The organism is Fibrobacter sp. UWR3 (genome assembly GCF_900143055.1).
GTDB lineage: Bacteria > Fibrobacterota > Fibrobacteria > Fibrobacterales > Fibrobacteraceae > Fibrobacter.
The window spans coordinates 157500-175437 of record NZ_FRCW01000006.1 but is presented as its reverse complement, the minus strand read 5'-3'; the positions used below and the strand labels follow the sequence as shown (position 1 = coordinate 175437).

Here is a 17938-nt window from a genome sequence, read left to right as displayed (position 1 = left end):
TGAGTAATGATAGAGTAGTCCTTTTTTCGTCATTCTCGCGGAGGCGAGAATCTGCTTGAATGGATAACTCATAGCTAGAATGTCTTACGAGAACTTGAAAATTACCTACCCGGAACTTCCCGTTGTCGAACATCGGGAAGAGTTTTTCGATTTGCTCGAAAAACACCAGGTAGTGATTGTCAAAGCGGATACGGGCTCTGGTAAATCCACGCAGTTGCCGAAGTTTTTGCTAGAGTGGTATGCTGCAGTTCGTCATTCTCGCGAAGGCGAGAATCTTAATGATGCTGTTCGAGAAAGAGATCCCCGCGAAGGCGGGGATGACAAGAGAGGTTTCAAAATCGGTGTGACAGAACCCCGCCGGCTAGCGGCGATTTCCATTGCGGACCGCCTGCGCGAAGAACTCAAGGACGAAACGCTTGTCTCCACGAAGATCCGCTTTTGGGAACAGGGCCAGAGTGACGCCCCCATCAAGGTGATGACGGACGGCATTTTGTTGCAGGAATTCCGCCGCGACAGGCTCTTTAGGCAGTATTCGGCCATCGTGATTGACGAGGCGCACGAACGCTCGCTGAATATTGACATTTTGCTCGGCATTTTCAAGACGGTTCTGCATGAACGCACGGAATTCAAACTGATTGTGGCCTCCGCGACGCTCGATGCCAAGCTCTTCGAGGAATTTTACGACAACAGCTGCGTGATGGAAGCCGAGGGACGAACGTTCCCCGTTGATGTGGAGTATTATTTCGGTGGTGGGAATGGAGATCCCCGCCTTCGCGGGGATGACAATACGGGGCGCGACACCAGCGGCAAGGGCGATTCGGGCTTGCTCGACGAGGCGCGCGATGCGATTCTTGACTTGGAAACGCGCCACCGCGACCACCTGCTCTGTTTTTTACCGACGGAACGTGACATCCAGGATTTGGCGGGCGAACTTGCGCACGAACTGGACTCCGCGACGTTCGATATCCTCCCGCTTTATGGGCGCATGAGCCCCGATGAACAGCGACGCATTTTTAAGCATACGGAAAAGACCCGCGTGGTGCTCGCGACGAATATCGCGGAAACTTCGCTCACGATTCCGGGAATCGCCTACGTGGTGGATACGGGTACGGCCCGCATTTCGCGGTACAACGCGCAGTCGCGTATCCAGGGATTGCCTGTCGAGGACATCTCGAAAGCGTCTGCGCGGCAACGTACCGGGCGTGCGGGGCGCGTGAAGCCCGGCGTTTGCATCCGCCTCTATTCTCCCGAGGATTTCGAGAAGCGGGACGAGTTTACGGAGCCGGAAATCCGGCGGAGTAATCTCGCGAATGTTGTGTTGCAATTGCGCAGCCTCGGGCTGGAACTCGAGAATTTCCCGTTCCTGCAGTCGCCACCGCATTCGGCGTTCCGCGGCGCGTACAAGACGCTTTTTGAACTCGGTGCGCTTACCGCCGACAACGCCAGCGGGCATGTAACCAAGCTCGGCCGCGAGATGACGCGCCTCCCGATGGACGTGGCTCTCTCGGCGGTGCTCCTGCGGGCGCGGGATGCCGGCGTATTGCAGCCCGCGCTGATTGTCTGCTCGGCGCTTTCCATCCAGGATCCGCGGGTGGTGCCGAGCGAGGAACCCGAACGCACCCGCATCCGCCAGCTGCACCGCAGGTTCGCGGGCCACAAGAGCGATTTCCTCACGTTCATCTGCATGTGGAATGCCTTCTGCGCCGAATGGGATGGCAAGACCTGGAATAAGCTGCGCAAGTTCTGCGACAAGAACAGCCTGCACTTTTTGCGTTGCCGCGAATGGATTGATTTGTACGAACAGTTCGGGCGCATCCTCGACGTGAAATTCGAGAATCGCGTGTGCCCGCTGGACAGCTTCCATCGCGACAACCTGCACATTGCGCTCCTTTCGGGATTCCTGGGCGGCATTGCCCTGCGCGACTTGGAAAACGGTTGTTACCGCCTGGTGAGCGGGCGCGAGACGCACGTGTTCCCGGGCAGTGACCTTTACGGCAAGAGCGTGGAATGGCTTTTTAGCGCCGAGGTGCGCGAGACGAGCCGCATCTTCCTCAACAAGGCTGCTGAAATCAAGCCCGAATGGATTATGCAGGTGGCGGAACCCTTCTGCACGCGCCGCTGGTATGCGCCTACGTGGAACCAGGAACGCGGCTTCGTGGAAGCGGTGGAAGAGGTGAGCTTCCGCGGGCTCGTGATTAGCCGCGGCCACCGCGTGGATTATGCCCGCGTGAACCCTAATGAATGTGCCGAGATTTTCTGGCGCGAGGCCGTTGTGCTTGGTCAGATGGCGCGCCCGTTCGCGTTCATGACGCACAACGAGCGTGTGGTCGAGGACTTGCATGCGCTGGAAGCCCGCAAGCGTCAATTCGGGCTGGCCCCGAGCGAAGATGCCTTGGTGGATTACTACACGCGCATTGCCCACGAGGTCAATTCCATCAAGACGCTCAAGGACTACATCCGCGAACACACGGACCAGTTCCTGAAATTTGACGCGAAGTTCTGGCTGGAGCAGAATGAGTTCGGAGGTCAGAATTCGGAATTCGGAATTGAATTGAAAAAAATCGGTGTGAAAATACCACTAACGAAAACTCCGAAATCTGAAATCAGAATTCCGAATTCTCTCGGCGGCTCCCTCGAACAGTTCCGCATCGAAGGTCTGGATGGTTCCAGCCGCATGGTGGTGGGCGAGATGGTCTTTGATGCGATGCGCGACTGCGACGGTATCACGCTGGACCTGCCTTACGACATGCTCCCGCAGGTGACGCCTGCGATGCTTGCTCTCTCGATCCACCAGTGGCGCGAATGGATGGCAGAATCTATCATCCGCGAGATGCCCAAGGCCGCAAAAAAGCTACTGGAAGGCAAGCGCACGTTTATCGATGACGCCTTCTGCGACAAGCTCAAGGCGAACCCGCACAAGGCCCCGTTGTTGCTCCTGTACGAAACGCTTGCGAACCTGAAGGAACTGCGCAATGGCACCGGCGGAACTGTTGCCGACATCCCGACGGTCACGCCCGAAAAGGAAAACCACCTGCGCTTGCACATGAAGGTGTTCAAGCCCGGTTTCCCGGAAAAGTTTGCCGTCGAACTCAATCCCGAGTGGGGGAGTTTCCGGCTTTTTGCCGCGGTCCGCCCCGTTCTCGTAACTTTCGGTATTGACTTTGCGCTTGGTGACATGCGCTTTGGATGGCGCTTGTGCGAATCGGCGCTCATGACTCCGGCAGAATCCGCCTTCTGGCAGGCGTTCCGCAAGCGCGTAGTGGTTCGGCAGGCTCACCAACCTGGCAAGGTCACTGAGCCAGCCGAAGTGACCGATGCTTCCTCCTCCCTCATTGTCGATCGCCTGAACATGCTCGAAACGGGCGGCCTGTATTCCGACGGGTTCCAGACTGCGCTCAAGTCGTGGGTGTTGAAATCGCTCACTGCGGATAAACTAGATGCAAACCGTTGCGTGCGCTTTTCGGGCCTCGAGTATTCCCGCGGCAAAAAGATTCGCGACTTCAGGAACCTTGCCGCAACTACCCGTAGTGAAGATGAAGTTGTCCGCCTTGCACTCGTGCGAGCCACGTATGAATCCGCCCTTCTCGGGGCCGAATCCTTTGTCAAGTTCTGGGACATCCTTCGGGAATTTTCGGTTGCGATGCGCCAGGGAGGCGACCACGCACGCGATTCCATTGCCGCACTCATGGCAAGCAACAAGTCCATCACGAACATAGTCACTCTCTATTCCCCTGACCGGAATAATACTTTGTTTGAAAGGCTCAACGTGCTCGCCGGCGCACTTGATGCCTGCGATTCAAAAACACTTGATGCCTGCAATTCAAAAACACTTGATGCCCGCAATTCATCTTCAATCGGAGAAAAAATAGACCTCTCCGTCAAGGACCTCCGCGAAAAGTTCCGTCCCTTCCTCAAGGCCCGCTTCATGAAGGACCATGAACTCAAAAATGCACGTGAAATCCTTTCGAAGATGGAACGTATGCAGCAGGACGACCCGGAATATCCGGAGTTCTACCTGCAGGCTTGCGCGATGCTCGAGGACTTCGAAATCCTCAAGTTCAAGCGCAAGGGCGACGATAGCGAGGATGCCATCGAGGAGGACTCCCTTGCACGCCTTAAGAGCCGCTTTGGACGGATAAAGTAAGCCCCGCGCGCGCCATACCTTCAATAAACATCTGCTAACCCATCAATAAGCGGCTTTGTTCCCGTTAATAAACATCTAGAAACCCGCAAACTCTAGAAACCAATGACTATTGACTAGGGACTAAATTTCTACATGGCGTCCTTTCAGGACGCATGTAGGGCGGCTCGGCTATGCCAACGCAATACTTGCGTTGTCGCAGCTCTCGCCTTTTTTCTACATTTTCCCCCGTATGTTTACGGGAATTATTCAATCTACCGGCGAAATCGTCTCGATAGAGTCTCGAGGCGATGCGCTTTCGATGCGCCTCAGGTCGCCGGGATTTTTCAAGAATTGCAAACTGGGCGATAGCGTCGCTAACGACGGTGTGTGCCTTTCCATTGAATCTTGTACCGATGATGAAGCGGTTTTTTGCCTGATGCACCAGACTGTCGAAAATACCGCCTTCAAGCAGGCCGCAGTCGGTAAACTGGTCAATCTGGAACTTCCGTGCCGTGCCGATAGCTTTATGGGCGGGCACTTCGTGATGGGCCATGTGGACTGCGTTACCGAGGTCATCCAGGTGGTTCCGCGCGAAACGGGCGTGGAAGTCGACCTGAAGATGCCTGCGGACCTCAAGCGCTACATTATCCGCCGCGGTTCCATCTCCCTGAACGGCATCAGCCTTACGGTCGCCGAGAAGTTCGAGGATTCCATCCGCGTGTGCATCATACCGGAAACCCTTGCCCGCACGAACCTGCGTAACTGGGTTGCCGGGACCATCGTGAACGTGGAAGTCGACATGCTCGGCAAGTACATTGAAAATTATCTGAAGGAACGTGACCTTGCTTAATACGATTGAAGAGGCCATTGAAGATTTTAAGAACGGCAAGTTCTTGATTGTGGTCGACGACGAAGACCGCGAGAACGAGGGCGATTTCGTCATCGCCGCCGAAAAGATTACGCCCGAGAAGGTGAACTTCATGCTCCACGAGGGCCGTGGCGTGCTCTGCTGCCCGCTGCCTATCCAGCGCTGCCATGAACTGAATTTGACCCGCCAGACTGCGGAAAATACCTCGATTCTGGGTACGCCGTTCACCATCATGGTGGACAAGATTGAAGGCTGCACTACGGGTGTTTCCGCCCACGACCGTGCGGCGACGATTCTTGCCCTTTCGGACCCTGCTTCCAAGCCGAGCGATTTTGGCCGTCCGGGGCATATTTCGCCCCTCTACGCGCAGGAAGAAGGCGTGCTTCGCCGTGCAGGCCATACCGAAGCAGCCGTTGACCTCGCAAAACTTGCCGGACTAAGGCCCGCCGCCGCCCTTATCGAAATCATGAACGAGGACGGCACCATGGCCCGCATGCCGCAGCTCGAGGAAGTGGCGAAGAAGTTCGGCCTCAAGATTATCTCCATCCGCGACCTCATCGACTACCGCCTCAAGAACGAGAAGCTGGTGCAGCGCGTGGCCGCCCCGCATGTGAGTACCAAGTACGGCGACTTTACCGCATACGCCTACAAGAGCAAGACCGACGGCGTGGAACACGTGGCGTGGGTCGCGGGTAACCCCGACTTCAGCAAGCCGGTTTACGTGCGCGTGCACAGCGAATGCCTTACGGGCGACATTTTCGGTAGCCTCCGCTGCGATTGCGGCGAACAGCTCGCCGCCGCCATGAAGTTCATCGGCGAGCACGGCGGCGTGTTCCTGTACATGCGCGGGCAGGAGGGTAGGGGTATTGGCCTCTGCAACAAGTTGCGTGCCTACGAACTGCAGGAGAAGGGCATGGACACGGTCGAGGCGAATCTGCACCTCGGGTTCAAGTCGGACCTCCGCCAGTACGGTACGGGCGCGCAGATCCTTGCGGACCTCGGCGTGAAGGAAATGCGCCTCTTGACCAACAACCCGAGCAAGATTTCGGGCATTACCGCCTACGGGCTCAAGATTGTGGAGCGCGTTCCCATAGAAATCAAGCCGAACAAGGAAAACCTGTTCTACCTGCTCACCAAGCAGAAGAAGATGGGCCACCAGCTGCATATCGATGGCGCGGTGCCCGAAGAGAATTTGAAAGAGGAAAAATAAGATGGCTAAAGAAATCAAGAATTCCCTGAATGGCTCTGGCCTCAAGATTGCAATCGCGGTCGCCCGCTTCAACGAGGTGGTGACCGACAAGCTCCTGGAAGGGGCGCTCCGCCAGCTTGAACTGCTGGGTGTTGCCGACAAGGACGTGACTGTCGTGCGCGTTCCGGGCGCATTCGAACTCCCGGGCGTTTGCCGCAGGCTCGCCGATTCCAAGAAGTACAGTGCAGTGATGGCCATCGGTGCCGTAATCCGCGGCGAAACCAGCCACTACGACGTGGTGGTGAACGCTTCTACCGGCGGTGTCGCAAGCATCGCTGCCGAAGGCAAGCTCCCCGTGATTCTCGGAATCCTCACGACCGATACCGTTGACCAGGCGATGAACCGCGCTGGCCTCAAGGCGGGTAACCTCGGTGCAAACTGGGCCTCTACCGCCGTCGAAATGGCAAACCTTTACAAGGTCATCTAATCATGCCGAAAATATCTTACAGACCCGCGCGCGTTTTTGCCATGCAGCTCCTGTATGCCATGGAAATTACGGGCCAGACTCCGGGGGAGGCGCTTCCGGGTATTCTTGAATCCCAGCCTCTTGCCGACGAACAGAAAAAGTACGGAATGAACCTTGTCGACCTGGTGCAGGCACACAGGGATGAACTCGACGAGGATATCAAGTCGGCATCGGCCCACTGGGAAATTGACCGTATGGCGAAACTCGACCGCATTGTGTCGCGCATCGCGATGGTCGAACTCCTGTACGTTCCCGATATCCCCATTAAGGTGGCTATTTCCGAAGCGGTGCAAATCGCGACCAAGTACAGCACGGATGGCTCGGGTGCCTTTGTGAACGGACTCCTTACCGGGTTCATGCAGAAACACAATATTGTCGCAACCACGCCGACTCAAAAATCTAAAGCGAATAAGGGAGTATAGTTCATGCTCAAGGAAAAATGGATGAAACACATATTTGCAGGTATTTCCTGCCTTGTCGCTCTTGTCGTGTATGCGCTGACCATGGCGCCCACGGTGAGCTTCTGGGACTGTGGCGAGTTTGTTGCCTGCGCTAACACCCTCGGCATCCCGCACCCCCCTGGAACGCCTTTCTTCGTGTTCTTCGCCCGTGCGGTCATCGTGCTGCTCCCGTTTGTCGAAGAAATCGCGAAGCGTGTGAACTACATCTCGGTGTTCAGTTCTGCGGCGACGGTCTATGTGACGGCCCTCTTTGCCTGGGAACTCCTTGCCGCCGTTCTCGATTCCGTGAAGACCAGCGTTGCGCGGAATGGTGAAACTATCATTGATAGGCTTGCAGACAAGATTAGCGGCAATGTCCGCACGATCGTTCTCGGTACTGCCGCTCTCGTGGCCGGTTTCCTCCTCACGTTCTCCGACACCTTCTGGTTCAATGCGGTCGAAGCCGAAGTCTACGGCGTCGCTATGTTTATCTTGATGCTCATCTCGTACCTGGGACTTGTGTGGTACAAGAAGCGCGACGAAGAGGGCAGCGACAAGATTCTGATTTTCATCTGCTACATCGCCTTCCTCGGCGTGGGCGCGCACCTCTACACGATGCTTACGGTTCCAGCCGTGTTCGTGCTCCTGCTCGTTGCCCAGCCCAAGAAAATCCCGGAACGTCTGCCCATCTGGATTACGGGAACGCTCCTCTGCTCCGTGATATACATGGTCTCGGCATTCATCGAGATTTCTTTTATTTGCCTTGTCTTGCTTGCCATACTTGCATTTGCAAAGCCGTTCTCTGCGAACGTGAACCATGCCGTGCGACTCTCCCTCGCATTTGCGTTCTTTGCCCTGATTGGCTACAGCACGCACCTCTACATTCCTATCCGTTCGGAATTGAACCCGATTATCGACGAGAACAATCCCGAAATCAACATCCGTGACGAGCAGGGCAACCTGCAGCTCGGCAACCTGTTCAAGAGCCAGAACTGGGAAGCGTTCAACAACTTCGTGGAGCGCAAGCAGTACGGTTCCGAAAGCATGCTTACCCGCGCGTTCTACCGCCGTTCCCAGGTGGCGCACCAGGTGCTCTCGTTCCCGAACATGAGTTACGGTGGTTACCAGATGGCGCAGTACCTGCCCTACAAGGTGGGTGGCGTGAACTATGCGAACGGGGTCTACACCTTCGACAAGGGCGATAACGTGCCCCTGAAGCGCTTCGGCTATGATTTCCCGACGCAGATGACGATGATGGGTGACCAGATTCCCAAGCAACTCTTCGTATTCCTTATCTTTAACGGTCTTCTGGTTCTTGTCTGCGTGTTCATCTACAGGCGCAACAAGCATCTGGGCATATTTACGTCGGTGCTTTACGGGCTCTGCTCGCTGGGGCTCCTGTTCTACATCAACTTTGCCGACGGTACCCGCATGGAAGGCCGCGAGCACGATTACTGGGTGTCTGTCATGACCCGTAACGTGGGTGACCTGAATTCCATGGGCGCACAGATTGGCTCCGTGCCCGATCCGAACGACTTGATTGACCTCCGCCAGAATATCGAACGTGCCAAACTGCGCGTAGAAACTATGCGCCAGCGCGGTGCATCTGCGGGCGACATTGCAAAGGTCGAGAAGGAAATTGACGTTTACGAGCATTCTCCGGCGTGGGTGAACTGGAAGAAAATCGAGAGCGGGTTTGCCCAGCGCGGGCTCCGTGCCCCGTTCCCGGAACCAGTCCACATGGAAGTGCGCGAACGTGACTATTTCTACACGCCTGCCTTCATCTTCATGAGCCTAATTTTCGGCGTGGGTGCAGGCATTCTCGTGTTTACCTGCGCGACAAGTTCCGTGGCTGCGTTTACGATGCCTCTTGCCGCAATTCTCGTGCTTGTTTCCTTTGCAGTCCCGTGCGCCTCCAACTACAAGGAACATGACCGTTCCGGCCTGTGGGTGCCTTGGGATTACGCTTACAACTTGCTGAATAGCTGCCGCCCGAACGCGATTCTCTTCACGAACGGCGACAACGATACCTTCCCGCTGTGGTTTGCACAGGAAGTGGCGGGTATCCGTAAGGACGTGCGCGTGGTGAACCTCTCGCTGGGCAATACTGACTGGTATATCAAGCAGATGCTCGATAACGAGCCGGTCCTGAAACTCAGCTACACGCACAAGACCATCGATAGCGACATGGTGCTCGACAACAGTTCGTACAACAACCCGAACCATGCGACTTCTACCTGGGTCAAGAACGCCCAGCGCCTGATGCCGAAACTCAAGGAACGCATCGACCAGATGGAAGGCCAGCAGCTTTCTGCTGCCGATTCCGCGAAGCTCCTGCAGTTCAAGGTGCATTACCAGGTGTGGGATGCCTTTACCGAATGGGCCGCACGTACCCGCAGCTCGACGATGCTCACGCAGCACAAGCTCGTGATTGACCTTGCTCTCCAGAACATGGACAAGCCCATCGAGATTTCGACGACGGTCGGTACCTCCAACTTCATGGGCCTCGAGAAGTACATGGTGCAGGAAGGCCTCGTCTATAACCTGGTGAAGGGCGACCTTGAACCGAAGCGCAACGCGTTTGACGCAAAGTATGCTGCAGATCTCATCGATACCGTGTTTAAGTTCCGCGGTCTCGGCGATGGTACGGCATACATCAATGACGAAACGAACCGCCTGCTTTCGAGCTACGTTTCCCTGTACCTGCAGATTTCGTTCGATGCCCGCGAAAAGATTGCGGCGCTCCGTGCGAGCCGTCCGTTTACCGCCGAAAAGAAGGCGCAGGCGGACAGCCTTACCAATGCTGCAATCAAGTACCTGGAACTCGGCCAGAAGCAGTTTAGCGACGAATGGCGCTGCTACTGGGCCGCTGCGTTTGTCTACGATATCGTGGGCGAAAAGCAGAAGGCGATGGATGTCCTTGAACTCGGACTCAAGAACGTGCCCGAATACGATGAAGGTGGCCGTGCCCGCCTGATGATGAGCAAGGAACAGATCAAGAATAGCCCCGAAAAGCCGATGGTGGTCGAGGAGCCTGCCGCAGATACGGCACAGCCCGATTCCGCCAGCGCAGATTCCAATCCGGTGGTAGCCGCCGCCAACTAGCGTAGAGGTCGTGATGGATTTAAGCATGGTCATTCCGGTCAAGGAAGAAAGCGAAAACCTTCCGGAACTCATGAAAGAGATTGTCGCCGCGATGGAACCCACGGGTTTTACCTATGAGGTCATCGCCATCGACGACGGCAGCCGCGACAACACGTGGGAAGTCCTCGAAGGACTCTCGAAGGAATACCCCTTCCTGAAGGGGTTCCGCTTCCAGTTCAACTGCGGCAAGGCCGACGCACTCGCCTTCGGTTTCTCGAAGGCGACGGGTCGCTACGTGGCGACCCTCGATGGCGACCTGCAGGACGACCCGCTCGAGATTCCCAAGATGATAAAGATTCTCGAGGAAGGTTACGACCTGGTTTCGGGCTGGAAGGTGCGTAGGCTCGATCCCTGGCACAAGACGCTCCCCTCCAAGCTGTTCAACCTGACCGTATCGATTGTCTGTGGCAAGCGCCTGCACGATTTCAACTGCGGCATCAAGGCTTATCGCAGTTCCGTGGTGCGCTATATCGAACTCTATGGCGATTACCACAGGTTTATCCCCGTGATGGCCAAGTGGCAGGGCTTCCGCATTACCGAGATGCCCGTCGCGCACCGCGCCCGCATTCATGGCGTGTCCAAGTACGGCATTTCGCGCCTCGTTTCCGGGTTCCTCGACCTGGTTTCGCTCATGTTCATGCGCAGTTTCTCGAACAAGCCGTTGCATTTCTTTGGCCTGATTGGCCTTGTCTTTATGCTTCTCGGGCTTGGCGTTTGTGGCTATTTCGGTTACGAATGGCTCCAGACGGGTGCGATGCACGTGCGTCCGCTCCTGCTTGCGGGCGGTTTCTCGCTCGTGATGAGCGTGCAGTTCTTTTCGCTCGGGCTTCTGGGCGAGATGCTGAACGGCAACCGGCGCAGAACGTACCCTGTGGCGGAAAATTTTGGAGTCAAAGATTTGTAGATTGTCGTTAGGAGTTGTATAGATTATGGATTTCCCGAAGAGTCTGGTTATTGTTCCCACGTATAACGAGAAGGAAAACATCCTCCTCATCATTTCGGCGATTCTCGAGCAGAACGCATGCCTCGAGGTGCTTGTCGTAGATGACGGCAGCCCCGACGGTACCGGCGACATGGTCGACGAACTCACGAAGGCTAACCCGCGCGTGCACCTGATTCGCCGCAAGGGCAAGATGGGCCTCGGCTCTGCCTACGTGACCGGTTTCAAGTGGGCGCTTGAACGCGATTATGAACGCGTGTTCGAGATGGATGCAGACTTTAGCCATGCCCCGACAGACCTCGTGCGCTTCTTGGAAGCGGCCGAGGATGCCGACCTGGTTCTCGGGAGCCGTTACCAGAATCATCGCATCAGCGTGGTGAACTGGGATTTGCGCCGCCTGATTCTTAGTTACGGTGCGAACGTCTATACCCGCATGGTGACGCGCCTCCCGGTGAGCGATGCCACCGGCGGTTTCAAGTGCTTCCGCCGCGAGGCCCTGCAGGCGCTGAACCTCGACAAGATGAAGAGTGACGGATACTGCTTCCAGATAGAGACGACATTCAAGATTTGGAAGAAGGGCATGCGCGTGAAGGAAATCCCCATCGTATTTACCGACCGCACACGTGGAACCTCCAAGATGAGCGGCGGAATCATCTCCGAAGCATTCTTCCTGGTACTTAAACTGAGGTTAGGGCTCGCATGATAAAAAAATGTGTAATGTGGAATGTGTAATTTTTTCATTCCTCACTTCACATTCCACACCTCACATTTCACATTCCGCATTTGTCTATGTATTCCTGTTCCATTATCATCGTTGCCTATAATTCCTGCGATTTCATTCCCGCATGCCTGAAATCCGTTCGTGACGCGTGCGAGGGAATCGATGCGCAGGTTATTGTGCTTGATAATGGCTCGGTCGAGCCGATTCTGCCCGAAATCAGGCAGTTCTTCCCCGAAGTGGAATGGATTGATTCCAAGGAAAACCTTGGCTTTGGAAAGGGCTGTAACCTCGCCGAAAAGCGTGCGACCAAGCCGTACCTGTTCTTTATCAATCCCGATACGGTCGTCTCGCGCGATTCCTTTACCAAGGTGCTCGACTTCATGGAAGAACACCCTGAATCGGGTACTGTCGGCTGCCGCATTCTGAACGAGGATGGCTCGCTCCAGTGGGCTTGCCGCCGTTCGTTCCCGACGATTGTCTCTGCCGTTTCGAAGACGATTGGCCTTGCCGCTCTCTTCCCGAAGAACAAGACACTTGCAAGCTACAACATGACGTACGCCGACCCGGACGAAGTGACCGAGGTCGATGCCATCAGTGGCTCGTTCTTCTGCATGCGTCGCGACTTGTACGAAAAGCTGGGCGGTTTCGACGAAGACTTTTTCATGTACGGTGAGGATTTGGACCTGTGTTTCAGGGCGAAGGTTGCTGGCTGCAAGAACTACTACACGCCTTCGACAAATATTCTGCATTTCAAGGGCCAGAGCTGCCGTACCCGCCGCTGGGATTCCTACCTGGACTTCTACAAGGCGATGCTCATCTTTGTAAAGAAGCACAAGGACCTTTACTTTGTCCCGAATTTCCTCGTGTCGTTCGGTATCATGTTTGCTGCCTTCGTGGGCATGTTCTCGCGCCTGATTCCGAAGTTCTGGAAGATGTTCCTCGATTTGGGCGTGATTGCCTTGTGGGCGTTTACGTTCCTGAACTATGAAAGCGTCGTGTCGGATATATGCTTCCAAGATAGTTGCCTTGAAAGTGGGTGTGCTGGGACTAACACGATTATAAAACATCCCATTATGGATTTAGCACAGTTCGAAGACTGGTGGCTTGTAGGTATTGTCGCTGTTGTAAACCTTGTGTTCTTGATGTTCCGTGGTGAATACACAGAATCCAGCCTCAAGGGCGAAAAATTCTTGCGCTACCTTGTGCCTCTGAACCTGTTTGCTGTGGGCGGATATTCTGCGTTCCGCTATTTTACCCAAACTCCAATTATCGATGACGCTTCAACTTATTTGCCTTACGAATCTCATTGGATTACCTTGGTGGTTTGCTCCAGCCTCTTTATCCCGCTCGCTCTCCTTGCCTGGCGCCGTATCGCATTCTGGATAAACTATTTCTACCGCATCTTTGCCAAGAAGCGTCACCGCTCCATCTTGCTCGGCGGTCGCGAAGATTCCCTGAACAACTGGTTCGATAGCTACAACGTCATCCCCGGCATCGAGATTCTCGGCTGCGTGAGCGGGGAGCCCGAAAAGCTCTCCGAAGAGAACCGCAAGCACCTGCTCGGCCCTCTTTCTGACATGGAAAGCATTTGCAACCGCACGGGCTGCCGCGAACTCCTGGTAGTGTCCAATTTCTCCGGTTATCGCGAAGATTTTGACATAAATTGGCTCGATAAGCTTGGCTTGAGGGTCTATTTGCTCATCGGAAACGGCAAAAACGGCAATTTTGCCCTCGTAGACCTCAAATATCTGCACTAAAAGCCCTCTCCGGTTATCCTTTTCTCGAAAATAGAGTTATTTTTATATCAACTATAAGTTGTTGATTATAAAGGCTTTATGTTCGATTACAAACTTTTGGATATTCTGTGCTGCCCCGAGACTCGGGGTAAACTCCGTATGGCAGACGATGCCCTTTTGGCAACCCTCAATCAGGCCAGTGCCGCGGGCACCCTGAAGAATGCCGCGGGCGAGAAAATTTCTGAGACTTTGACCGAGGCTCTCGTGAACGAGGCAGGCTCCCGTGCCTATATCGTTCGCGAAGGCATACCTGTCCTTTTGGCAGACGAAGCGATTTTGCTTCCCTTGGAGGGATAAATGGCTGTTACTCTGGATTCCCTGAAAAAGACCGTTGGCAAGAAAAAAGTCAAGTCCATGGCGTTCGCATGGCTTGCCGACTACGAGAGCCAGGCGGGCGATTCAACGACCGCTCTTGCCCGTGTCGATGCCGTCTTGCAGCTTTACCCGGGCGACATTCCCGGTATGCTGGTCCGCAGCAAGCTGTTGTTCCAGTTGGGTGACTTCGAGGAATGCGTCAAGGAATGCGAGCGGATTCTCCAGAAGGAGCCGTTCTGCCTTTCGGCCCAGAAGCGCATGGGCGATGCTTACGAAAAGCTTGAAAACGTAGACGAACGTAACCGTTGCTACCGCCGTGTTCACGATATGGACCCGCTCGATACGTTCTGGAAAGAAGAATACGAAGCCGTTCCTGAAGCGGCGGTCGGTGCTGCCGCCGTTGCCGGTGCTGTCGCTGCGGGCGAGGCTGCCGCGGATAGTGAATTTGCAATGCCCGACATGGGCGAGTTTACGATGGAAGGCGCTGCCGAATCTGCCGAACCGGCGGTGGAGGCCTCTGCTGATGCAACTGCAGGCGAAGAACCTGCCGCGAAGGAAGAGGATTCCCTGTTCTCCAAGTCGCTCGACATGGATATCGAGTCTCCTGCGACGGAAACTGCCGAAGAACCGGAACAGCCGAAGGCCAGCGCGTCCCCGTTCTCTGCTTCTGATGACGAAGATCCGTTTGCGGCCCTGAGTTCGCTCGGTAACGATGATTCCCTTGCGGACGAATCCTCGATTGATTCTCTCCAGCAGTCGCTTGAATCGGCGCTGGGCGATGCCGCGACCGATATTACACTGGACCAGGACATCCCGGAAGCCGAAGAGATTTCGGGCAACGACGTGGGTTCTGCGTTTGCCGACCTGTTCGGTGAAGAAGACGACATGGATTCGTTTGGCGAAACAACTGAATCGAAGCCCGCTTCGCCTTTTGCCCAGATGGACCTGCCCACGAGCCTCGACGACGAACCTGCCGCTCCCGAGGATTCTGCGAAGAACGTGTTTGGCGATGAAGCCGTTGAAGATAAGCCGCAGAGCATTGACGATGCGTTTGGCGATATCTTTGGTGAAGACGAACTGCCCGAGGAACTGCCGAGCAATACTGCAGCCCCGAAGGCAGAACCTGCCGAAGAACAGAAGCCTGAGGAAGAATCGTTCTCTGGTGGTATGTTCGAGAAGTCTGCCGCGGCCGATATGGGCCTGGGTACAGAAGAAGATGACCTTAAGCTCGAAGAGCCCGAACCTGAACCCGCGAAGGAAGCGGACAAGCCGCAGAGCCTGGACAGCGCTTTTGCCGATATCTTCGGTGAAGACGAGCTGCCCGAGGAATTGCCGCCGGCACAGCCTGCTGGTGAATCCGATGTTTCCGCCGACCTTGAACTCCCGGCTGATAGTTCGACAAGCGCACTAACCGAAGATGCGGACCTGGAACTGCCCTCGCTCAATGATTCTACAAGCGCTCTGACCGACGAATTGGAAATGCCGTCGGAAGAGAAACCCGCTGATGACAAGCCTGCAGAATCGCTCGATACCTTCGATATCGCGAACTGGAGCCCGGATGCAAAGCCTGCGGATGATGCAAGTCTCGAACTGCCTGCCGAAGAAGAAACTCCTGCGGAAGAGCCTGCATTAGAACTGCCCGCCGAAGAGCCCGCTCTTGAAATGCCTGCCGAGGAAACTCCGGCAGAACCTGCTGTTGAAGAAGCCCCTGCTGAAGAACCTGCGCTGGATATTCCAGCAGAAGATCCCGCACTTGAAATGCCCGCGGAGGAAACTCCGGCAGAAGAGGCCGCAGACCTTGAACTGCCCGCTGAAGAACCCGCACAGGAAAAGCCTGCAGATGAATCTGCTGATGTCGGCTTCAGTGTGGACAAGGCCTTCGATGCGCTGTTCGCCGATGACGACGAACTCCCGGAAGAAAAGCCTGCCGAAACCGCGAGTGCCGAACCGGAAGTTTCGGACAACGTAACTGAGACAACTGAGCCTGTCGAAGATGCTGCCAAATCTGATTCCGATAGGGCGGAGCTCGACAAGGAAATGGATTCCGCATTCTCGTCTCTGTTTGCCGAAGATGACGACCTGCCTGTGGAAGAATCGAAGCCGGAAGCCGCTGCCGCTCCGGAAGCGACCCAAGAAGATACGGGCGCCGCGCTCGAGGAAGCCCCTCTTGCCGATGCAGCTCTCGAATCCGATTTGGACAAGTCGTTCAGCAGCCTGTTTGGCGAAGACGATGCGCTTGATGAAGCGGACCTGAAGCCTGCAGAAGCGCCTGCTGCAGATGCTACTGCAGAACCCGCTGCTGCGGAAGAACAGCCCGAAGTATCAGCAACGCAAGGCAATGCTGGTATCGAAAGCAGTCTTGAATCGGAATTCTCCGGTGCGTTCAAGCAGCTATTCAATACCGACGATGATTCCCTCGACGAGAAGGCCGACCTCCCGAGCAACAAGGGTGTAGACTTCCTTATGTCGGGAGATTCCGATGATGAAGTTTCTGCGGGCCTCGTTGCAGACCCGACGGCTCCGCTTGATAAGCAGTCTTCGGATTTGGACGATGGCATGAAAACGCCGACGCTTGGCGAGATTTATTTTGAACAGGGTCACTATGACAGGGCGCTTGAAATTTATAAGGAACTTGCCGAAAAAGACCCCGAAAACGAGGCTATAGCCAACCGCCTGGCCGAAGTCCAGAAGGCCTACGATTCCAAGTTCGGAGGCGAACAGAATGGCTGATTTGAGAATCGAGCAGTTGCTCCGTGCGATGGTCGAGAACAAGGCTTCTGACTTGCACATCCGTACGGGCGTTCCTCCGATTTACCGTATTAACGGTGCACTGACAAAGTTGTTCGAAACGCGTGTGGATGCCGGCATGATGGATTCCTTCATGGACGATATCATGAATCGCGACCAGAAAAACCGTTTCGAGACTAACAAGGAATGCGACTTTGCCGTGGGCGCCCGCGACATGGGCCGTTTCCGTGTGAACGTTTTCCGCCAGCGCGGCACGATTGCCATGGTGATTCGTCATATCAAGGCGAAGATTCCTGCATTCGAGGAACTTCACCTGCCCGAAGTTATCCGTGACCTTGCGCTTACTCGCCGTGGCCTTGTGCTTGTGACGGGTACGACGGGTTCGGGTAAGTCGACGACGCTTGCTTCCATGCTGGATTACATCAACCAGACGGAAGCGGTGAACATCATTACCGTCGAAGACCCGATTGAATACCTTTACCGCGACAACAAGTCCATCATTTCGCAGCGCGAGATTGGCGTGGATACGCTTTCGTACGCGAATGCCCTGCGCGCCGCCCTCCGTCAGGACCCGGACGTGCTGCTGGTGGGCGAAGTCCGTGACCTCGAGACGATGCAGATTGCGCTGACTGCGGCCGATACGGGCCACATGGTGTTTGCGACCATCCATACGACGAATGCGACCGAAACGATTCAGCGTGTGCTTTCGATGTACCCGCCGCACCAGCACGACGAAATCCGTATTCTCCTTTCTGAAGTGCTTGCGGGTATTATTTCGCTGCGCTTGTTGCCGACTGCCGATGGCAAGGGCCGCGTGCCCGCCGCCGAGGTACTTGTGAATACAGCTGCCATCAAGGAATACATCCGCGACAAGGACAAACTTTCGCTGGTGGAACACGCCATTGCCGAAGGCCACATGCAGTATCATAGCCAGACGTTCGACCAGGCCTTGCTTGAACTCTACAGGACGGAGCAGATTTCGCTCGAGACGGCAATGAATGCCGCCACGAACAAGGATGACTTCGATCTCAAGATTCGCGGTATTTCTGGTACGTCCGACCGTGGCTGGATGTAGTTTTACCCGATGTCATCCCCGCGAAGGCGGGGATCTTTTATTGCGTTGCCCGC

The 17938-nt window shown here is 55.4% G+C and carries 12 protein-coding genes; all 12 read left to right on the top strand.

Features of this window, described 5'->3' with window-relative positions; genetic code table 11:
* Positions 1 to 79: 79 nt before the first annotated feature.
* The 12 genes from BUA44_RS09735 to BUA44_RS09680 all read left to right on the top strand — a co-directional run bounded on the left by BUA44_RS09735 (position 80) and on the right by BUA44_RS09680 (position 17885).
* Positions 80 to 4144 (top strand): DUF3418 domain-containing protein, encoded by a 4065-nt coding sequence (locus tag BUA44_RS09735; RefSeq protein WP_072811420.1) that lies wholly within the window; start codon positions 80 to 82, stop codon positions 4142 to 4144.
* A 229-nt stretch (positions 4145 to 4373) separates the two neighbouring features.
* Entirely contained in the window at positions 4374 to 4973 is a 600-nt protein-coding gene (locus BUA44_RS09730; protein ID WP_072811528.1) for a riboflavin synthase, read from the top strand.
* On the top strand, positions 4960 to 6201 hold the full coding sequence (locus tag BUA44_RS09725; RefSeq protein WP_072811416.1) for a bifunctional 3,4-dihydroxy-2-butanone-4-phosphate synthase/GTP cyclohydrolase II: 1242 nt from the start codon (positions 4960 to 4962) through the stop codon (positions 6199 to 6201). Before BUA44_RS09730 ends, BUA44_RS09725 begins: the two co-directional genes overlap by 14 nt.
* A gap of 1 nt (position 6202) precedes the next feature.
* Complete coding sequence (ribH, locus tag BUA44_RS09720; RefSeq protein ID WP_072811412.1) at positions 6203 to 6667, top strand: 6,7-dimethyl-8-ribityllumazine synthase; 465 nt, start codon at positions 6203 to 6205, stop codon at positions 6665 to 6667.
* A gap of 2 nt (positions 6668 to 6669) precedes the next feature.
* Entirely contained in the window at positions 6670 to 7128 is a 459-nt protein-coding gene (nusB, locus tag BUA44_RS09715; protein WP_072811361.1) for a transcription antitermination factor NusB, read from the top strand.
* Positions 7129 to 7149: 21 nt separating this feature from the next.
* Entirely contained in the window at positions 7150 to 10251 is a 3102-nt protein-coding gene (locus tag BUA44_RS09710) for a glycosyltransferase family 117 protein (RefSeq protein WP_255370519.1), read from the top strand.
* 13 nt (positions 10252 to 10264) lie between these two features.
* Complete coding sequence (locus BUA44_RS09705) at positions 10265 to 11194, top strand: glycosyltransferase family 2 protein (RefSeq protein WP_072811357.1); 930 nt, start codon at positions 10265 to 10267, stop codon at positions 11192 to 11194.
* 25 nt (positions 11195 to 11219) lie between these two features.
* A complete protein-coding gene (locus tag BUA44_RS09700) occupies positions 11220 to 11933 on the top strand; it encodes a polyprenol monophosphomannose synthase (RefSeq protein ID WP_072811355.1) in 714 nt (237 codons plus the stop codon).
* An 86-nt stretch (positions 11934 to 12019) separates the two neighbouring features.
* Positions 12020 to 13708, top strand: a complete 1689-nt coding sequence (locus tag BUA44_RS09695; protein WP_072811353.1) for a glycosyltransferase family 2 protein — start codon at positions 12020 to 12022, stop codon at positions 13706 to 13708.
* Positions 13709 to 13786: 78 nt separating this feature from the next.
* Positions 13787 to 14044, top strand: coding sequence for a Trm112 family protein (locus BUA44_RS09690; protein WP_072811351.1), 258 nt, complete (start codon positions 13787 to 13789; stop codon positions 14042 to 14044).
* Positions 14045 to 16792 (top strand): tetratricopeptide repeat protein, encoded by a 2748-nt coding sequence (locus BUA44_RS09685; RefSeq protein ID WP_072811349.1) that lies wholly within the window; start codon positions 14045 to 14047, stop codon positions 16790 to 16792. It begins immediately after the preceding gene.
* A complete protein-coding gene (locus tag BUA44_RS09680; RefSeq protein ID WP_072811346.1) occupies positions 16785 to 17885 on the top strand; it encodes a type IV pilus twitching motility protein PilT in 1101 nt (366 codons plus the stop codon). Before BUA44_RS09685 ends, BUA44_RS09680 begins: the two co-directional genes overlap by 8 nt.
* The last annotated feature ends 53 nt before the right edge of the window (positions 17886 to 17938 follow it).

Excerpts from the sequence above, each read along its gene's own strand:
- BUA44_RS09735 (WP_072811420.1), top strand. The coding sequence starts at position 80 with ATGTCTTACGAGAACTTGAAAATTACCTACCCGGAACTTCCCGTTGTC.
- BUA44_RS09730 (WP_072811528.1), top strand. The coding sequence starts at position 4,374 with ATGTTTACGGGAATTATTCAATCTACCGGCGAAATCGTCTCGATAGAG.
- ribH (WP_072811412.1), top strand. The coding sequence starts at position 6,203 with ATGGCTAAAGAAATCAAGAATTCCCTGAATGGCTCTGGCCTCAAGATT.
- nusB (WP_072811361.1), top strand. The coding sequence starts at position 6,670 with ATGCCGAAAATATCTTACAGACCCGCGCGCGTTTTTGCCATGCAGCTC.
- BUA44_RS09710 (WP_255370519.1), top strand. The coding sequence starts at position 7,150 with ATGAAACACATATTTGCAGGTATTTCCTGCCTTGTCGCTCTTGTCGTG.
- BUA44_RS09705 (WP_072811357.1), top strand. The coding sequence starts at position 10,265 with ATGGATTTAAGCATGGTCATTCCGGTCAAGGAAGAAAGCGAAAACCTT.
- BUA44_RS09700 (WP_072811355.1), top strand. The coding sequence starts at position 11,220 with ATGGATTTCCCGAAGAGTCTGGTTATTGTTCCCACGTATAACGAGAAG.
- BUA44_RS09695 (WP_072811353.1), top strand. The coding sequence starts at position 12,020 with ATGTATTCCTGTTCCATTATCATCGTTGCCTATAATTCCTGCGATTTC.
- BUA44_RS09690 (WP_072811351.1), top strand. The coding sequence starts at position 13,787 with ATGTTCGATTACAAACTTTTGGATATTCTGTGCTGCCCCGAGACTCGG.
- BUA44_RS09685 (WP_072811349.1), top strand. The coding sequence starts at position 14,045 with ATGGCTGTTACTCTGGATTCCCTGAAAAAGACCGTTGGCAAGAAAAAA.
- BUA44_RS09680 (WP_072811346.1), top strand. The coding sequence starts at position 16,785 with ATGGCTGATTTGAGAATCGAGCAGTTGCTCCGTGCGATGGTCGAGAAC.